Raw genomic sequence first — 17,201 nt, 5'->3', positions numbered from 1 at the left:
GAATAACATGATATAGTGGGTTTTTGTGCTACATTTTCTGAAAGGGGGAAATGACGTGAATGCGGTGCAAGAAAAGTTGAATCAGACAATTAAGATGGAAGATCTAGCCGATGATGCCGAAAATAATTCCAGGCAGAAAAAGGCTTTTTTCCTGAAAACTTTCTCCTTCCTTTCCCCCTTATTTTTGCTCTTGCTATGGGAGGTTATGGCCGCTTTAAAACTGATAGACGTCAGGCTCTTTTCAAGCCCCTCGAGAATTTTTGAAACGCTAATCCCCCTTGTTTCTTCGGGAGAACTGCTTTACCACACGCTGATAAGCACTTCGAGAATTGTTTTAGGGTTCGTGGCGGGTGCCGTGCCCGGAGTGATCCTGGGCCTTTCCATGGGGCTTTTCCCGCCGGTCAGGGCTTTGCTCATGCCCCTGGTGGCCGTCACCTTTCCCATACCCAAGCTGGCGATTATGCCTTTAATACTCATAGTTTTCGGCCTGGGAGAAAGTTCTAAAATATTCACGATTGCTATCGGTGTATTTTACTTAGTGCTCATAAACACTATGGCCGGCGTATTAAATATCGACCCCATATACATTGACGTGGCCAAAAGCTTTGGGGCCAGCAAAATACAGTTTTACACCACAGTAGCCTTTCCGGGTGCCCTTCCGATGATTTTCGCCGGGTTAAAATTGGGCATGGGAACCGCCCTCTTGCTGATTGTCGCTGCCGAGCTTTCTGCCGCCCGTGCCGGAGTGGGCTGGATGATATGGCGGGCCTACGACATGTTTGACATAGAGAGGATGTTTTGCGCCCTCATAGTCCTTGCCTTCCTGGGGTTCGTCTTTTCCTACCTTTTGGACCTTTTGGAAAAAATAGTAATTCCGTGGAAAAAACGGTGAAAGGTGGGGTTAACTTGGACGGTGCGGAGAAAATAAGGGTTGAGAACCTTACGAAAATTTTCAATACCGGAAGGACCAGTGTAGTTGCTCTTGAAAACGTAAATCTCACGGTCGAAGATGGCGAATTTCTCTGTGTAGTGGGGCCGAGCGGATGCGGGAAGACCACCATGCTCAGGATTCTGGCAGGATTGGAAAAACCGACGAGCGGCAGGGTATATATCAAGGCCAGAAATGCAGGAAAACCTCCGACTGCGGTGGTGTTCCAAGGGGACTCCATCTTTCCCTGGATGAAAGTTGTAGAAAATGTGGAGTACGGCCTTAGGATCAGGGGGATTCCTTTGGAGGAAAGGCGCGCGATAGCTCTGGAATACTTAAAAAAAATGGGACTTGAGCGATTTGCCGACCTTTATCCTTATCAACTTTCCGGTGGCATGAAACAGAGAATAAATGTGGCGAGGGCCTTTGCCAGCGACCCGGAAATTCTGCTGATGGATGAACCTTTTGGGGCACTGGATGAACAAAACAAGCTTATTCTGCAGCAGGAACTCTTGCGCATATGGGAAGGGAGCTATAAGACCACTGTATTCATAACTCACAGCATCGACGAGGCGCTCCTTTTGGGGGACAAAATTCTTGTAATGACGGCCCAGCCGGGGAGGGTAAAGGCCATGCTGGAAGTGAAAATCGAAAGGCCCAGGGACATAATTTTGATAAAGTCTTCCCCCGTTTTTATAGAGCTTTACCGGGAGATATGGGAACTTTTGAGGGAAGAAGTCATGAAGGCGAGAAACATGAGATGAAGGCAAATCGGTGTTTAACAAAAAAGTTTTGCGGAAAATTTTATTATTTTTTATACTAATTATAGACAAGCACTGCTCGGGAGGACGGATGTTGATTTTGAAAAGGTTTTACCTCAAAGAAATGTTATTTGTGGCACTTTTTACGGCTTTAATAGGTGAGGTCTACTTTTATCCTTTCGGCACGGCTTTCAGGTTCACTGCAGGCGTTATAGCTATATCGTTTCTGATGCTCTATTTTAAAGAAATCCCGGAAATAGTGTTGATACCATTTTCGGGAGTGGTGGTTTTCCTTTTCAGGGTATTTTTGTGGAGTGCCATCGGCAGGTATGATTTTTCAAAAGCTGTAAGCCTTCATTATCCGGCCTTTTTCTATTATCTCGCCTACGGTGTTTTTTTGAGACTGGGCAATATAAAAAAGCTCCCCGGCTCTCCGGTAAATTTCATAGCTGTCATGGCCCTTTCGGACATATCCGCTAATTTCGTCGAACTTTTCGTGAGACGCGAGTTGAATTTCGAATACTTCCAGGAGATTTTTACACCGGTTGTGGCGGTGGGCCTGTTTCGAAGCATGGTCACCTTTTCGCTTTACTTGATGATGGAAAGATATAAACTTCTCATAATAAAGGAAGAGCACGAAAAGCGGTACGCAGAACTTCTGGAGCTCATATCGGAGCTCAAAACAGAGCTGATTTTCCTCAAAAAATCGACTAAAGACCTGGAAGATGCCATGAAGCAAAGCTACGACATATACAGCAAACTGCAGGGGCCTCTTGACGAAAAGGAAGCGGGGGAACTCAGGAAAAAGGCCTTGAATCTCGCAAGGGAAATTCACGAAATAAAAAAGGACTACCTCAGGATTAGCCGGGGTTTTTCCCAGCTGCTTCCCGAAGAAGACAAAAAAGGCATGAAACTCAGCGCCATTTTGTCTTTACTGAAAACTAACACCGAAAGGTGGATGAAAGAGCAAAAAAAACAGGTGGAATTTAAATTCCGCCTGGAGAAAGATTTTATAATAGCGAATTACTTTGCCTTCTTTTCAATACTCAGCAATTTGATATACAACGCTCTGGAAGCTCTGGACAAAGAAGGTGGAAGAATCGAAGTAAGGGTTCGCCGATATTTTGACCGGATGGTCATATCGGTGGAGGACAACGGGTGCGGTATACACTCCAAGGACCTGCCTTTCATTTTTGAGCCGGGATTTTCCACGAAGGTGCTGGAAGACGGGTCGGTTTCCACCGGACTCGGGCTTACCCACGTAAAAAATCTGGTGGAGGAAATGGGCGGAAAGGTTTATGTGACATCGAAGGTCGGTGAGGGGAGCAGGTTTGACCTGGAAATCCCCCTAGATGGCAGGTTCGTGAAGATTGCTGGTCAGGAGGAATGAGAATGGATTTTAGAATAATCGTGGTGGATGACGACAGGGCTGTAAGGAGGATGCTGACTGGAATTATAGAAAACAACGGCCTCGGCGAGGTGATAGCCGAGGCGGGCGACGGCGAGGAGGCCGAAAGAAAGATTATCGCCCTGAATCCCGACATCGCGCTGATAGACCTTTTGCTGCCTTCCAAAGACGGGATAGAGGTGATACGGGAATCCAGGGAAAAAGGGGTTACAACCTATTTCATAATGATTTCCCAGGTAGAAGCTCAGGATATGATAAGCAAGGCTTACGAAGCCGGGATTGAGTTTTTCGTCCACAAGCCGATAAACGTCACCGAAACCGTCAACGTGATTTCAAAGGTGGAGGAAATGATAAAGCTGAAAACCACCTTTATGAAGATAAAGGAGACCGTCTCGGGCCTGGGAATGCTGGAAAGGTTCGACATAAATAAACCGGAGATGACGAAGATCGATCTGCTCCTGGCGGAACTGGGGATTCTCGGCGAGACCGGGAGCGAGGACATCAAGGTGCTCGTAGAAAACTTCGACAGGGTGAAAAAGACAACTTCAAATCTGCAGGAAATATACCGTTTCCTTCAGGAATATTACATGAAGACCGGCAGGAAAAAATCTTCCGACCTGAAGGCCATCGAAATGAGGATAAGGAGAGCGATAACAAAGGCATTGGGCAATATAGCGTCCATGGGTATGGAAGATTTCGACGGCGAACAGTTTTTGAGGTACGCCTCGGTTCTTTTTGAGTTCAAAGAAGTTAAAAAACAAATGGATTTTTTAAGGGGCAAAACATCCGAAGGCGGAAAAATCAACGTGAAGAAATTTTTGGAAGGAATAGCCTTTTTGTGCAGGACTTAAAAGAACACCCCCGACATATATTTTCGGGGGTAAAATTGAATTTATTTCTTTACCTTCCGTTTCTGGATAAAATATCCTACGATAAGCAACCCCAAACCTACAAGGTCGGTTTCGATACCCGGAGTCACCATTAAAATACCGCCGACAAAGAAGATAATACGCTCCAGTATTGATTGATTGGTGAGGAAGTACCCGCATACCGCTGCACCGACCCCTATAATACCTATGATGGAGGTTATGACGATCTCAACGATGTCAACAGGCGTGACATTTATGAGCAGCATAGCCGGGTGGTAGACGAAGACGTAAGGCACCAGGAAAGCCGCGATTGCCAGCTTCGAGGCTTCGATGCCGGTCTTGAAGGGGTTTGCTTTTGCGATTCCCGCGCCGACAAAAGCCGCCAGTGCCACGGGCGGAGTAACGTCTGCGATTATTCCGAAGTAAAAAGCGAACATGTGGGCTGCAAGAACCGGGACGTTAAGCATTACCAGCGCCGGAGCTGCTATGGTCGAAGTGATGACGTAGTTGGCGGTGGTCGGCACCCCCATGCCCAGGATGAGGGACGTTATCATGGTGAAAAACAGCGTCAGGAAGAGGTTGTTGTTGGCGAGGTCCACCAGCGTTGAGCCGAGTTTCAAACCCAGCCCCGTCTGGGTGACGACTCCGACTATGATGCCGGCGCACGCCGTAGCTGCCACTACACCGAGGGCGTTTCTGGCTCCCTGCTCCAGGCCTTTTACTATATCGTAAAAGCTTATGCGGGTGTTTTTCCTCATCATCGAAGAAAGGATTGCGAGGACGATGGCGTAAAGTGCCGCCTTCATCGGGGTAAAACCTTCCACCAGAAGGTAGATGATAGCTATGAGCGGTATGAGGAGGTGCCCCCTCTCCTTCATGATGACGCCGAGTTTCGGGAGTTCCTCGCGCTTCATGCCCTTTAGCCCCAGTTTTTTGGCCTCGAAGTGAACCTGAGTCCATACCCCGAAATAATAAAGGAGAGCTGGGATTACCGCTGCCTGGATAATCCGGAGGTATTCCACCCCGACGAATTCTGCCATCAGAAAGGCTGCCGCCCCCATGATGGGAGGCATGAGCTGACCGCCGGTGGAAGCCACAGCCTCTACGGCCCCCGCAAATTCGGGCCTGTAGCCGAGGCTTTTCATCATCGGAATGGTAAAACTTCCAGAGCCGGCGGTATTGGCCACCGAACTTCCCGATACGGTGCCCTCCAGAGCGGATGAAATGACCGCCACTTTGGCTGGTCCTCCTGCAGCCCATCCGGCCAGAGCATTGGCGAGGTCTATGAAAAGCTGTCCCAGGCCCGTCTTTTCAAGATACGCCCCGAAGAGTATGAATAGGAAGATGAACTGGGAAGAAACTCCTATCGGTATCCCGAAGAGGCCTTCGGTCGTAAAAAACTGGTGCTGCACCAGGGTGGGCAGGTCCACTCCTCTGTGGGCGAAAGGTCCGGGTATTTTAGGCCCCAGGAGGGCATATATGATAAAGGTCGAGGCGACTATTACCATCGGAAGTCCGACCACCCTCCTTACGGCTTCCAGCACCAGCAAAATCCCTATAAGGCCGACGACATAGTCGAGGGTGGTCACGGTGCCCGCCCGGCGAACCAGTTCCTGATAAAAGGCGGGTATATAAAGCGGGACCAAGGCACCCAGAATGGCTAAAACTAAATCGACGGGATGTATGCTGTTTCGCGGCCACGACTTCCTCGTGGGATACAGGAGAAAGATTAAACAGAGCGCGAACGCAAGGTGAATGGACCTTTGAATCATGGCGTCCAGGACCCCGAAGGCTGCAGTGTAAAGCTGAAAAACGGAGAAAGTTATGGCTATCGCAGCTATTACTTTCGCCGCAAATCCGCTCAGGATCCTGTAGTCGGATTCGGCGTCGACCTTTCGGAGAATTTCCTCGGCAATTTTTTCAGCATCCGAATTAAGATTGGTGTTTTGGCTCATTTAAATTCACTCCTTTCCCCGTAATCTTTTTATTTTAAATCGATGTCCTGCGGAGATGGTGAGGAGATCTTCCGTTTTGGCGATATCCGTAAAGTATATTTTTCTTCCGTCAACTAAAACCGCGTGGCCTGGTACCGGCGAAACCCTGAGGGGTATCTGTCTGAGGGTCCTCGACATCGAAACTACAAAAGCACCGCCTTCATTTTTAAAGCCGCCATCAGCGTAAAAAGGCAACCCCGTTCCGAGCGAATAAAACCGCGCCTCCTTCAGCGTTAGGGTGCCGTCGTCATTTATGCGGTAAAACTCATAAACCGGCGTCCTTTCGATGGAGTGCACGAAAGTAATGGCAAATTCCCCGCTCTTTACCCCGACTACTGTCCTGGTTTTATCGCGCTCGTTTTCTATTATCAGGACTTTTTCGCGTTCAATTCTAAAAAAGGCGAAAAAACCCGCCAGCAAAACGATTGCTATTATAATCAGGAACGGGATTCTTCTTTCTTTCATAAAATGAGCATTGGAATTGCTCCAATGCTCAAAAACCCCCTCTGGTTACTTTCCTATCTCTTTGAAGTATTTTTCGGCTCCGGGATGGAGCGGTATGGACATGCCTTCTTTTCCGGTTTCAGGCAAAATCTGCTTTCCGCTCTGTTCGTGAGCCGCAATCAGGCGGTCCCGGTTCTCATACATGGTCTTGAGCATCTGGTAGGCCAGCTCTTCGTCTAACTTGGAGCTGACGGCCAGCATGGATTTTACCGAGACGGCGGTCACGTCTTCAGTCTGTCCGCTGTAGGTGTTGGCCGGTATCACCGTCTTGGTATAGAACGGATACTTGGAAATGAGGTTTTCAACAGTCTTGTCATCAAGGGGTATGAGCACAATCTTGTGCTGGGCCGCGATGTCGCGGATGGCAGCCGTCGGGAACCCCGCGGTTACGAATGCTACATCTACGTTGCCGTCCTTCAGGTTATTGGCAGCTTCGGCGAAGCTGAGGTACTGGACCTGGATGTCGTTGTAGGTTATGCCGGCGGCTTCCAGGATCTGCCTGGCGTTTGCCTCGGTGCCGCTTCCTGCAGCGCCCACGGCCACCCTCTTACCCTTGAGGTCATGTATGCTCTTTATTCCCGTATTGGCCGTGGTCACAATCTGAATCGTCTCGGGATACAAGGTGGCAAGACCCCTGATATCTTCATACTTGTTGTTCTTGAACATCTCGGTTCCGTTGTAGGCGTAGTAGGCGATGTCGTTCTGGACGAAAATCACTTCCGCTTTGCCGTCCTTGAGGAGGTTAACATTGGCTACCGAGGCCCCCGTGCTCTGGGCTGTGGCGTTGGCTCCCGGTATGTTTTTGTTCCAGATTTCCGCGAGCGCTCCACCCAGCGGGAAATAGGTGCCTGCAGTTCCGCCGGTGGCTATGTTTATGAACTTTTGCCCGCCGGAGCTCTGCCCTCCCGTATTGCTGCTGCCACCGCAGCCGGCCACGAAGGCGGCCGCAAAAAGCACGACGACAAGAAGCGCAACTATCTTTCTCGTCATAATTCGGCCTCCCTTCAATGATTTTAATTTATTTTTGTAGAATTATATGCTTATAAAATTTAAATGTCAAATAAATGTAAGGTTTTTTATAATAAACTTGACATTAAAAATATAAAACTTACACATTGTTGATTCTAGGGCAAAAACTCCGAATATGGGTGAAGCTGGCATAACCATGAAAGTTTCTCCGCTAGAATCGTTGAATAAATTTAATCAATTCTAATTTTAATGGTCAAGTAACGCAAATTATACAATTTACCACTCAATCCTTCAAAAAGGTATATATGTATACAGTATTTTATAAGTAGGGGCTCAAAAAGATGCATTAGCTTTAAATTGATGATATAATTAAAGTATCAAAAACAAAGGGGGGTCTTCATTGTTTGGAAGAGCAAATGCGGTGATAATCATTGCTGTACTGATAGCAGCCTTTTTGATTTTTGCCTTCGGAAGCTACAACGGCCTCGTAGCTGCCGAGGAGAACGTGAACAGCAAGTGGAGCCAGGTGGAAAATCAGCTTCAAAGGAGAGCTGACCTCATACCCAATCTGGTGGAGACGGTAAAGGGATATGCTGCCCATGAACAGGAAATCTTTACCGAGGTTACGAGGGCCCGTGAAAAGCTAATTAGTGCAGGGTCTGTCGCAGAAAAGGCCCAGGCAGACGCAGAACTCACACAGGCCCTTTCCAGGCTTTTGGCCATAGTGGAAAACTACCCAACGCTTAAAGCCGATGCCAACTTCAGGCAGCTGGCCGACGAGCTTGCCGGTACAGAGAACCGAATTGCAGTGGCTAGGATGGACTACAACAATGCGGTTCAGAGGTACAACAGCAGAATAAGGAGCTTCCCTACGGTTATAATCGCCAGGATTATGGGGTTTGAGAAAAAGGAGTACTTCAAAGCTGAAGAGGGGGCTTACGAGGTACCGAAGGTGGACTTCAGCGGTAAAGGAGAATAATCGGGATGAAAAAGATAAAGCTTTATGCTCTTTGGCTCGCAGCCGCAGCGGTTTTACTTCTTTGTTTTTCAACATTTTTAAAAGAAGCTGCGGCACAAGAGCCAGTACCGTCAAGGCCTTTGGAACTCGTCTACGTCTACGATTATGCGGACCTCATCGATGAGGCTGATGAGGCGAAGATGAGGGCCGTTGCAAAGGCCATCGATAGCAAGACCGGCGCCCAGATAGTAGTGGTGACGGTAAACGACCTTTCGGGGAGGACGATAGAGGACTACGCATTAGAGCTTTTTAGAAGCTGGGGAATAGGGGAGAGGGAGAAAAACAACGGCGTTTTAATACTGGTAAACAAGGAAAACCTGCTTTCCGGAAAAAGCGGCAGGATCCGCATCGAAGTGGGATACGGCCTTGAGGGGGCCATAACCGACGGGAAGGCAGGGTGGATATTGGATACCTATGCCCTTCCCGCCTTTGAAGAAGGGGAATATTCAAAAGGAATTGCGGATACCTTCATGGCTGTTGCGGCGCAGGTCGCTGGGGAATACAACCTGGATCTTAGAGAAGGTGAATTTGCGGAACTTTCCGCCTACTCCGGCGAAGAGGGAATTCCGCTGGAATTGATACTCGCCATAATGTTCTTCATCGTTACGTGGATGATAATCTTATCCGGTCTGTGGGCGGGTATCTGGCGCAGGCCGCCCGGTGGATTCGGCCCCTTTCGCGGCCCCTTCGGCGGCGGCTTTTTCGGAGGAGGATTTGGCGGAGGCTTTGGCGGTGGTTTCGGCGGAGGTTTCGGCAGCGGTGGAGGAGGATTTGGAGGAGGCTCCAGCGGTGGCGGTGGCGCAAGCAGGTAGGATTTGGCAATTTATAGAGGTGAAGATGCAATGAAGGTTCATATAAAAGGTGTGGGTGAAAAAACTTACGAAAGCCCCGTAACTTTGCGCGAAATTGCCGAAGGAGTAAAGGATGCCTTTTCTTCTCCGGTGACTTGCGCTGTGTTAAAAAACCGCGTCTATGACCTCAACCACGTCATAGAAGGCGATGCTGACGTGGAATTTCTCGACCTTTCCAGCGAAACCGGCATGAGGATATACGTGAGGACCCTTGCTTTCATTTTCATAAAGGCGGCGAGCGACGTCCTCCCCGGCTGCCGGGTGATGGTGGAACACTCTATAGGAAATGGAATCTACTCTGAAATCCAGTGGAAAGAGCCGATTGACTCAGACGACGTTAAGGCCGTAGAAATGAGGATGCGGGAGCTTGTTGAAAAGGACCTTCCCATAATCAAAAAAAGGGTCCCGACCGAAGAGGCTGCGGTGTATTTCAAAAAAATGGGTTGGGACGACAAGGTAAGGCTCTTCAAATACTTAAAGGGAGACTACATCGACTTATACGAGCTAGATGGGATGATGGACTACTTTGCAGGGATTATGCTACCCTCCACTGGGTACGTGCGATGGTTTGCACTGAAGTATTATCTTCCAGGAGTCATACTGCAGCACCCGGAACCGGAGGTCCCACTAGAAATCCCGCCCTTTGACGAACAGCCCAAACTTTTCAAAGTATTCTGGGAGTCCGAGCGCTGGGCCCACATATTGGGGATAGCCGACGCCGGAGCGTTAAACGATTATATAACCTCTGGGAGAGCCGGCGAAATCATAAGGATTGCGGAGGCGCTCCACGAAAAGAAAATAGCTCAGATTGCCGATTTGATTTGCGAAAACAGGGATATGCTGAGGGTAATACTGATAGCAGGCCCGTCTTCTTCCGGAAAGACCACCTTCGCCCAGAGGCTTATGGTGCACCTCATGGTAAACGGCGCAAAGCCCCTTGCCATATCGCTCGATGACTATTTCGTGGACCGAGAAAAGACGCCTTTGGGAGAGGATGGAAAGCCCGACTTTGAAGCTTTAGAAGCCATAGACATCGAGCTTTTCAACAGGCAGCTTGCGGCTTTGATACAGGGAAAAGAGGTATACCTGCCACGGTACGATTTTATAACGGGCAAAAGGGAGTTTCGCAAGGACCCCGTAAAAATCGAAAAGGACCAGCCCATAATAATAGAGGGCATCCACGCGTTAAACGAAAAGCTCACCTTTGCCATCCCCAAAAAGGATAAGTTCAAAATTTACGTGAGCGCACTCACCCAGCTTTCCATAGACAACCACAATTACATCTCCACTACCCATACGAGGCTTTTGAGGCGCATAGTCAGGGATAGCCGCACCCGGGGGGCGGATGCCTTAAAGACCATAGCGATGTGGCCATCCGTTCAAAAGGGAGCAAAAAAATATATCTTCCCCTTCCAGGAAGAGGCCGACGTTATGTTCAACTCGGCCCTGGTCTATGAATTTGCGGTAATGAAAAAATACGCGGAGCCTCTTCTTAAGAAAATAGGCGAGGAATTCCCCGAACACGTGACGGCAAGGTACCTTTTAAAGCTCCTCGAGTACTTCGAGCCCCTCGAGGACGAATGGGAAATACCCGCAACGTCGATAATCCGCGAATTTATAGGGGGTAGCTGCTTCAAGGTAGGATAAATACATCCGGGCTGGATTTTGTCGGCAAATATTGGTATAATTGTAGACACAGAACATTTAATAAAGAAGGGGAGCTTGCTTATGAAAGTATCGGTGAGCGGCAAAAACATTGAGGTAACCCCGGCTCTGAGGGAATACGCTGAGAAAAAAATCGGAAAACTGAGCAGGCATTTCAATTACCTGAATAGCGATAATTTGGAGGCCCAGGTGACATTCCACGTGGAAAAAGACAGGCACATCGTGGAAGTGACCATTCCAGTGAACGACATAATCTTGAGGGGCGAAGAGGAAACCCAGGACATGTATTCTTCCATTGACCTGGTGGTGGAAAAGCTCGAAAGGCAGATAGAGAAGTTCAAGACCAGGCTCACAAAAGCCTTGCGGAGGGATTCCCAGAAAACGAACGGCGCTATGCTTGAGGAAGAAGCGGAAGATGAAGAACTAAAAGTAGTGAAGGTAAAGAGATTTGCGGTAAAGCCCATGAGCGTGGACGAGGCGGTTCTTCAGATGAACCTCCTCGGGCACAACTTCTTCGTTTTCACCAACGCCGAAACCGACGAGATAAACGTGGTGTACAAAAGAAAAGACGGGGACTACGGACTCATCGTCCCTGAAATGATGTAGCCTGCCCTGCCCGGGCGGGCTTTATTTTTTGCCCAAAAGCAGGAGAAAAATAAAAATATGTCGAACTATACCCAAGAATAGAAGGTTTTGCTAGGAAGGCTAAAAAGTTATGCTGCGTGATGAAATCCATAAGATCGCCGGCTTTTTTATAGATGCCCTTTTCCCGGGAAAGCCCTTCTGCCTGCTTTGCAGCTCAAAGCTTGACAAAGGCGAAAAATTTTTGTGCGAAGCATGCCGAAGAAAGATAGAACCGGTAAAGCCTCCTTTGTGTTTGAAATGCGGAAGGCCTTTAGAACGGGAAAATTCGATTTGCGACGACTGCATGGGGAAAAACCGCCACTTCGTGGAGGCCAGGGCTTTCGGCGCCTACAAAGGGGTTTTAAAAGATATCATCCACCTTTACAAGTACCGGGGAGAGTCCGGCCTTTGCGAACTGATAGGCGAAAAAATGTGCGAAACTTTAAAAAATCAAAACTGGCCGCCTTTTGATTATTTGATACCCGTCCCCCTGCACCCGGAAAGGGAAAGAGAAAGGGGCTTTAACCAGTCTCTGCTTCTTGCCAGGAAAATAAGCCAAAGGACCGGCGTCCCCGTTTTCAGAGGCCTTATCAGGACAAGGCCGACTGAACACCAGAGCCTCCTCGAGAAAGGCCTGAGAGAGGCCAACGTGGCGGGAGCCTTTGCGGTAAAGCACGGCCCTGCGATAAATGGGAAAACGCTTCTTTTAATCGACGACGTATATACCACCGGCAGCACGGCGGACGAATGCTCGAGGGCGCTGCTTTCTGCCGGAGCGGCCGGGGTTTACGTGCTTTGTGCCGCAAGAGGTTAATTTTTGGGAGGTGTGTAAGTTGGAGCTCAGGAACTGTCCGGTGTGCGGTAAGGTTTTCGTTTATGTCACGAGAAACCTTTGCCCCGAGTGCGCCGCCAAAGAGGAAGAGGAATTCCGAAAGGTAAAGGAGTATCTATACGAAGTGCCTGGGGCCACCATGGAAGAAATTTCCGAAAAGACAGGAGTGCCTCCAAAGAAGATCCTGGAGTTTTTGAGGGAAGGCAGGCTTATTTTAAAGAAAGAAAACGTAAATATGATCCTTCGCTGCGAAATGTGCGGTACCCCAATTCTCACAGGCAGGTTTTGCGACAAATGCGCAAACGAAATGAAGAAAAAATTCGGCGTGGCTAAAGTCCCTTTACAGCAAAGGGAAGACATGAAGGGGAAAATCCACCTTTCGCGCTATCAGGACGAAAAATCAAGATAAAAAGGCAAGGAAATCAAAGATTTCGTGAAGTACGTGGAGAAAAAAGGCATATTTAAGCTTTTTCCCCGCTCATCCCTTCGTTTTTTTATTCGATAAAAATATATGAAAGCAGGCGAAAGGGGAAAAAACCATGAACATAAACCGGACCGGCTTGGAAGGCATAGTAAGGGTTTACGAAAACCTGGCAAAGAGGATTGAAAAAAAGTCAACAGAAAGAGGCGAAAGCCACGCTGAAGACGGCGTAAGCCTTTCCTCCGACGCGCTGGAAATAAAAAAAGCCCTGGAATATGCGTCGAAAGTAAGCGAGATAAGGCAGGAAAAGGTCGCAAGACTCAAAGAACAAATACAAAAGGGCACCTATAACGTTGAGGGAAGGCTTATCGCCGAAAAGATGGTGGAAGATTACCTTAAGGGAAGATTGATATAGCGGGGGCTTTTTTATGAACTTTGAGGGCTTAGTTGACCAGCTCATCGGGAATTTGAAAAATCAAACGGAACTTTACCGGGAGCTCCTTTCGCTTTCCGAAAAAAAAACCGACGTCCTCGTAAAGGGCGATGTGAAGACCCTGGGAGAAATAACGGACGTAGAGCAGGAAATGATATTAAAGCTCGGGAAAATGGAAAGCGAGAGGATGAAAATAGCACAGTCGCTTTGCGGCGGAGAAACCACCGCGGAAAAGCTGAAAGAGATACTCCCGGAGGAGAAAAAGAAAGAGTTTGACAGAATTGCGGAGGAACTGAAAGAAATCCTTTTAAAGCTTCAGCACCGGAACGAAATCAACGAAAAGCTCATCCGGAGGGCCCTTGAATACATAAACTTTTCCATAGAGCTCATGACTTCTGCTGCAAAAAAAGCCACGGGCTATGATGCAGGGGGAAGGACTTCCGAAGAGGAGACCTTGAGGATAATAGATAGGAAAGCGTAGACGGGACGGTGATATATTTGTATTCCAGCTTTTTCGGCATAGAAATCGCAAAAAGGGCGCTATTTGCCCAGCAGAGGGCGCAGGAAAATGTAGCCCATAACGTCGCCAACGCCAACACCCCGGGTTACTCCCGCCAGAGGCCCGTGATGGAAGCTACTTTCATGAAGCCCTACGGCATGATTTCAACGGGAGCCGGCGTTTTCCAGCCAGGCACCGGGGTGAAAGTGGCCGACATCGTGAGGATAAGGGACGACTTTGCCGACATGCAGTACAGGGACGAAAACTCCTCCCTGGGCCAATGGTCGGTGCAGGCCGATATACTAAGACAAGTAGAGGCGGTGTTCAACGAACCTTCCGATATAGGCGTCTCATCAGTGCTCACCCAGTTCTGGCAGGCTCTTGAAGAGCTTTCGAAGAATCCGGAGGCCATAGAAATAAGGGAGACGGTGAAGGAACGGGCCGTGACTCTGGCGGATACGATAAACCATACTGCAAGACAGCTTAAAGAGATAATAGAAGACGTGAACTTCAACATTTCGGTGAAAGTGAACGAAATAAACACCCTCGCGAGGCAAATCGCCGCCTTGAATTCCGAAATCCAGCAGCTTGAGATAAAGGGTGTGACAGCTTCCGACCTGAGGGATAAGAGGGACCTTTTGCTCGACCAGCTTTCGAAAATCGTGGATATCAAGACCTACGAGGACGAAAACGGTATTTTTACTATTAACGTAGGAGGGGCCATCCTGGTAAAGGGCAGCAAGACGTCTCCCGTAACTTTTGATGCGGCAAATCCCGATGACCTGCCCATCTGGAAGGACTACAACCTGCCGCTCTCGATGAAATCCGGGGAACTAAAGGGACTTTTAGATTTGAGGGATAAAGTTTCAGGGTATTTGGATAGCCTAAAGACATTTGCAGAAGTTTTCGCCCAAAATTTCAACGAAATCCACAAAGGAGGCTACGACCTCTACGGCGAGCCGGGAAGAGAGTTTTTCGTTTTAAGCGAAATGGACGACGGTTCCCTCATGTTCGTAAGCCCGGACATTTTGAATGACGTAAAAAGGATAGCGGCGGCGGAGACATCGACAGGAATTCCGGGGGATAACCGAAATGCCTTGAAGCTCGCCGACTTGAGGTACGCTTACCTTTCAGACCTAAACGGCACAATAGACGACTACTACAGTGCCTTGATTTCGAGGATAGGCATAGATTCCCAGGAAGCAAAGAGGATGGCCGAAGCCCAGGATTACATGGTGAGCCAGCTTGACGAGAGGCGAAAGGAGATTTCCTCCGTTTCCATAGATGAAGAGATGACCAAGATGATAATGTACCAACACGCTTACAACGCCGCAGCCAGGATGATAACGGCGTTAGACGAGATGCTGGAAACCATAGTAAACCGCATGGGCGTTGCAGGAAGGTAGGGATGAGTAGATGAGGATAACCCAGAGTATGCTAACTGAAGCCTTCATGAGGAACCTCTCCAACAATTTGAGGAGGCTTGGAGAAAAACAGGACCAGCTTTCCTCCGGAAAGAGGGTGAGGCTTCCTTCCGACGACCCGGTTTCTGCGGTGCTTGCCATGCGCCTCAGGAATACCCTCCTTTCCGTCGACCAGTACGCCAAGAACGTGGACGATGCGGTGACTTGGCTGCAAAACACCGAAACGGCCCTGCAGAATACAGGCGAAATCCTCCAGAGGATAAGGGAGCTGGTGGTGTACGGTGCCAACGGCACTCTGACGGAAAGCGATAGAAAAGCCATTCTCGATGAGATAACCCAGCTCAAGGAGCAGATTTTGCAGGAAGCCAACGCCTCCTACAACAACAAGTACCTCTTTGGCGGCTACTCTGCCAACATCAGGCCCTTTTCCTACGATGCAAGCGGAAAGATAGTTGCAAATCCGGCTTTTGCCTTCCTCACTAAGGTGGAAGTACTGTCCGACACTGGGAAAGGAGCAAGCGAGCAAACCGGCTTTAAAGCGGCGTCGGTGGACATGGCAAAGCTAGGAAGCGCAATAGACCTGGGTGAATACACGATAATAATTTCAAATTACAACAGCTCGAATATGACTGCGGATATTGAAATAAAGGATGCCGATGGAAATACAATTGCGAAGGCCCAGGGAGTTAAGATAGATGAGGACGGACAGACTATAAAAGGGGTCACGAAAGACCAGAATGGCAACGAAATCGAAGATCCTTCTCGGAATTTCGTCCTCAATTTCAAAAACTTCCCCCTGAAGGGCGAAGGCACGGTAGTTTTAAGCCTTTCCGTCGAAAGGAGAAATTCGTACAACCTTGGAAGGCTCAACACCATGGACGTTGCATTATACGGCGACGAAGTCTTCGGCAGGATATTCGAAATAGTGGAGAGCATAGAAAAAGACCTTCAGAACAACGACCCGACTTCGCTCTCCTCGAGGCTCTCAGGCCTAGACGATGCCATAAATGTCCTTTTAAAATTCCGCTCCCAGGTAGGTGCAAAGATAAACCGCCTGGAAGCCACAAGAACCAGGGTAGAAAACAATAGGATCGACTATACAGCGCTCCTTTCAAAGACCGAGGACATAGACATAGCGCAGGTCATAATGGACCTTAAGATGGAAGAAAATGTGTACAGGGCATCCCTTGCGGTGGGAGCAAGGATAATCCAGCCCACCCTTGTGGACTTTTTGAGGTAGGTATGGTTATGGCGCTTTAGGTATTATGTATAGTTATTACAATTAGCAGCGATATAAAAAGTGGCGTTTGAGTACGGGACGCTAATCGATATTTATGTGCGGCCTGAATTCAAGGCCGATTTTTGTCTCAAAGGTTTCTTTTAGTCTGCACCTGCGGAAGGTGAAAATCTCATGCAAATTTACACCCTCGACATCCAATTTTCCTTTGGGGAGCTCGGCATAGACTACAAAAAGGGAAATATGGAAATAAAAAAGGATATTACCGGGGGCTTCGACCTTGAGAAAAAATCTCCCGATCTAGAAGTTAAGGTCGAGCACCCGAGAATAGAAAGGATTGACCTCGAAGCCCCCTTTTCGGAAATCGGCCTTGCCGATATGCCGACCCTCGCAAGGCAGTGGTTTTACGAGGCAAAGGACCTTACCTGGCAGGCGGTGGAAAAAATAGTGCAGGAAGGCGACACGCTGGGCGCCATAGAAAAGGAGATATCCATTGCCGATCTGGCAGAGCAGGATGCCTTTCCCGAAAAGGACTTCAATGTGGATTTAATCCCCAAAACCCCGCCGGACATCCACTTCAGCGAAGGGAAGGTGGATATAGGGCTGAAGGAGGGCTATGTGAAGGTAAGCGTAAACCCCTTCCCGGTGGATATATCCTACGAATACGCTAAGGTAAGGCCTTATCTTGAAAAACCCCCTTACATAAAGATAACCCCCGTAAAAGTAGGGGAATATATGGATGTCAGGGTTTAAATATTGGATGA

Annotated in this window: 18 protein-coding genes; 15 read left to right on the top strand and 3 right to left on the bottom strand. The window is 48.6% G+C overall.

Translation table 11 applies throughout. The annotated features are described in order from the left end of the window. Positions 1 to 55: 55 nt before the first annotated feature. The 4 genes from AN618_RS00805 (at position 56) to AN618_RS00790 (ending at position 3,948) form a co-directional block, all read left to right on the top strand. A complete protein-coding gene (locus AN618_RS00805; RefSeq protein WP_083514966.1) occupies positions 56 to 892 on the top strand; it encodes an ABC transporter permease in 837 nt (278 codons plus the stop codon). Then, positions 889 to 1,692, top strand: coding sequence for an ABC transporter ATP-binding protein (locus AN618_RS00800; RefSeq protein ID WP_245628324.1), 804 nt, complete (start codon positions 889 to 891; stop codon positions 1,690 to 1,692). The genes AN618_RS00805 and AN618_RS00800 overlap by 4 nt, the downstream gene beginning before the upstream one ends. A gap of 88 nt (positions 1,693 to 1,780) precedes the next feature. Continuing rightward, positions 1,781 to 3,079, top strand: coding sequence for a sensor histidine kinase (locus AN618_RS00795; protein WP_245628323.1), 1,299 nt, complete (start codon positions 1,781 to 1,783; stop codon positions 3,077 to 3,079). Positions 3,080 to 3,081: 2 nt separating this feature from the next. Continuing rightward, the gene (locus AN618_RS00790) at positions 3,082 to 3,948 is read left to right on the top strand and encodes a response regulator (RefSeq protein ID WP_066350862.1); all 867 of its coding nucleotides are present in this window, start codon (positions 3,082 to 3,084) and stop codon (positions 3,946 to 3,948) included. Positions 3,949 to 3,989: 41 nt separating this feature from the next. Here the strand turns inward: AN618_RS00790 and AN618_RS00785 are convergent, their stop codons facing one another. Genes AN618_RS00785 through AN618_RS00775 form a run of 3 tightly spaced genes read right to left on the bottom strand, consistent with a single transcriptional unit; the run spans position 3,990 to position 7,454 of the window. After that, positions 3,990 to 5,921, bottom strand: coding sequence for a TRAP transporter permease (locus tag AN618_RS00785; protein ID WP_066350861.1), 1,932 nt, complete (start codon positions 5,919 to 5,921; stop codon positions 3,990 to 3,992). A gap of 6 nt (positions 5,922 to 5,927) precedes the next feature. Then, positions 5,928 to 6,425: a DUF1850 domain-containing protein gene (locus AN618_RS00780; protein WP_066350860.1), complete on the bottom strand. Its 498-nt coding sequence runs from the start codon at positions 6,423 to 6,425 to the stop codon at positions 5,928 to 5,930. A 45-nt stretch (positions 6,426 to 6,470) separates the two neighbouring features. Beyond that, positions 6,471 to 7,454 carry a TAXI family TRAP transporter solute-binding subunit gene (locus AN618_RS00775; RefSeq protein ID WP_066350856.1) on the bottom strand — a complete coding sequence of 328 codons (984 nt, stop codon included), beginning with the start codon at positions 7,452 to 7,454 and terminating at the stop codon, positions 6,471 to 6,473. Positions 7,455 to 7,854: 400 nt separating this feature from the next. On the opposite strand from AN618_RS00775, the gene AN618_RS00770 reads away from it, so the two are divergent. The 11 genes from AN618_RS00770 to AN618_RS00720 all read left to right on the top strand — a co-directional run bounded on the left by AN618_RS00770 (position 7,855) and on the right by AN618_RS00720 (position 17,190). Next, positions 7,855 to 8,412, top strand: coding sequence for a LemA family protein (locus tag AN618_RS00770; protein ID WP_425402665.1), 558 nt, complete (start codon positions 7,855 to 7,857; stop codon positions 8,410 to 8,412). A gap of 5 nt (positions 8,413 to 8,417) precedes the next feature. After that, a complete protein-coding gene (locus tag AN618_RS00765) occupies positions 8,418 to 9,263 on the top strand; it encodes a TPM domain-containing protein (RefSeq protein WP_066350849.1) in 846 nt (281 codons plus the stop codon). Positions 9,264 to 9,293: 30 nt separating this feature from the next. After that, positions 9,294 to 10,949, top strand: coding sequence for a nucleoside kinase (locus AN618_RS00760; RefSeq protein ID WP_066350994.1), 1,656 nt, complete (start codon positions 9,294 to 9,296; stop codon positions 10,947 to 10,949). 81 nt (positions 10,950 to 11,030) lie between these two features. Next, positions 11,031 to 11,573 (top strand): ribosome hibernation-promoting factor, HPF/YfiA family, encoded by a 543-nt coding sequence (hpf, locus tag AN618_RS00755; RefSeq protein WP_066350847.1) that lies wholly within the window; start codon positions 11,031 to 11,033, stop codon positions 11,571 to 11,573. A 109-nt stretch (positions 11,574 to 11,682) separates the two neighbouring features. After that, the gene (locus tag AN618_RS00750; RefSeq protein ID WP_066350846.1) at positions 11,683 to 12,405 is read left to right on the top strand and encodes a ComFC family protein; all 723 of its coding nucleotides are present in this window, start codon (positions 11,683 to 11,685) and stop codon (positions 12,403 to 12,405) included. Between the two features lie 19 nt (positions 12,406 to 12,424). Next, positions 12,425 to 12,832 carry a TIGR03826 family flagellar region protein gene (locus AN618_RS00745; RefSeq protein WP_066350845.1) on the top strand — a complete coding sequence of 136 codons (408 nt, stop codon included), beginning with the start codon at positions 12,425 to 12,427 and terminating at the stop codon, positions 12,830 to 12,832. Positions 12,833 to 12,962: 130 nt separating this feature from the next. Further along, complete coding sequence (gene flgM / locus AN618_RS00740) at positions 12,963 to 13,259, top strand: flagellar biosynthesis anti-sigma factor FlgM (protein ID WP_066350843.1); 297 nt, start codon at positions 12,963 to 12,965, stop codon at positions 13,257 to 13,259. Positions 13,260 to 13,272: 13 nt separating this feature from the next. Further along, positions 13,273 to 13,758, top strand: a complete 486-nt coding sequence (locus AN618_RS00735) for a flagellar protein FlgN (protein ID WP_066350841.1) — start codon at positions 13,273 to 13,275, stop codon at positions 13,756 to 13,758. A gap of 8 nt (positions 13,759 to 13,766) precedes the next feature. Beyond that, on the top strand, positions 13,767 to 15,182 hold the full coding sequence (gene flgK / locus AN618_RS00730; protein ID WP_245628321.1) for a flagellar hook-associated protein FlgK: 1,416 nt from the start codon (positions 13,767 to 13,769) through the stop codon (positions 15,180 to 15,182). A gap of 10 nt (positions 15,183 to 15,192) precedes the next feature. Continuing rightward, on the top strand, positions 15,193 to 16,440 hold the full coding sequence (gene flgL / locus AN618_RS12530) for a flagellar hook-associated protein FlgL (RefSeq protein WP_083514965.1): 1,248 nt from the start codon (positions 15,193 to 15,195) through the stop codon (positions 16,438 to 16,440). Positions 16,441 to 16,611: 171 nt separating this feature from the next. Further along, complete coding sequence (locus tag AN618_RS00720; RefSeq protein ID WP_066350836.1) at positions 16,612 to 17,190, top strand: DUF6470 family protein; 579 nt, start codon at positions 16,612 to 16,614, stop codon at positions 17,188 to 17,190. Positions 17,191 to 17,201: the final 11 nt, after the last annotated feature.

This window comes from Fervidicola ferrireducens, assembly GCF_001562425.1.
GTDB classification, from domain to species: Bacteria; Bacillota; Thermosediminibacteria; order Thermosediminibacterales; family Thermosediminibacteraceae; genus Fervidicola; species Fervidicola ferrireducens.
The sequence above is the reverse complement of the archived record's forward strand: the minus strand, read 5'-3'. Positions and strand labels throughout refer to the sequence as shown.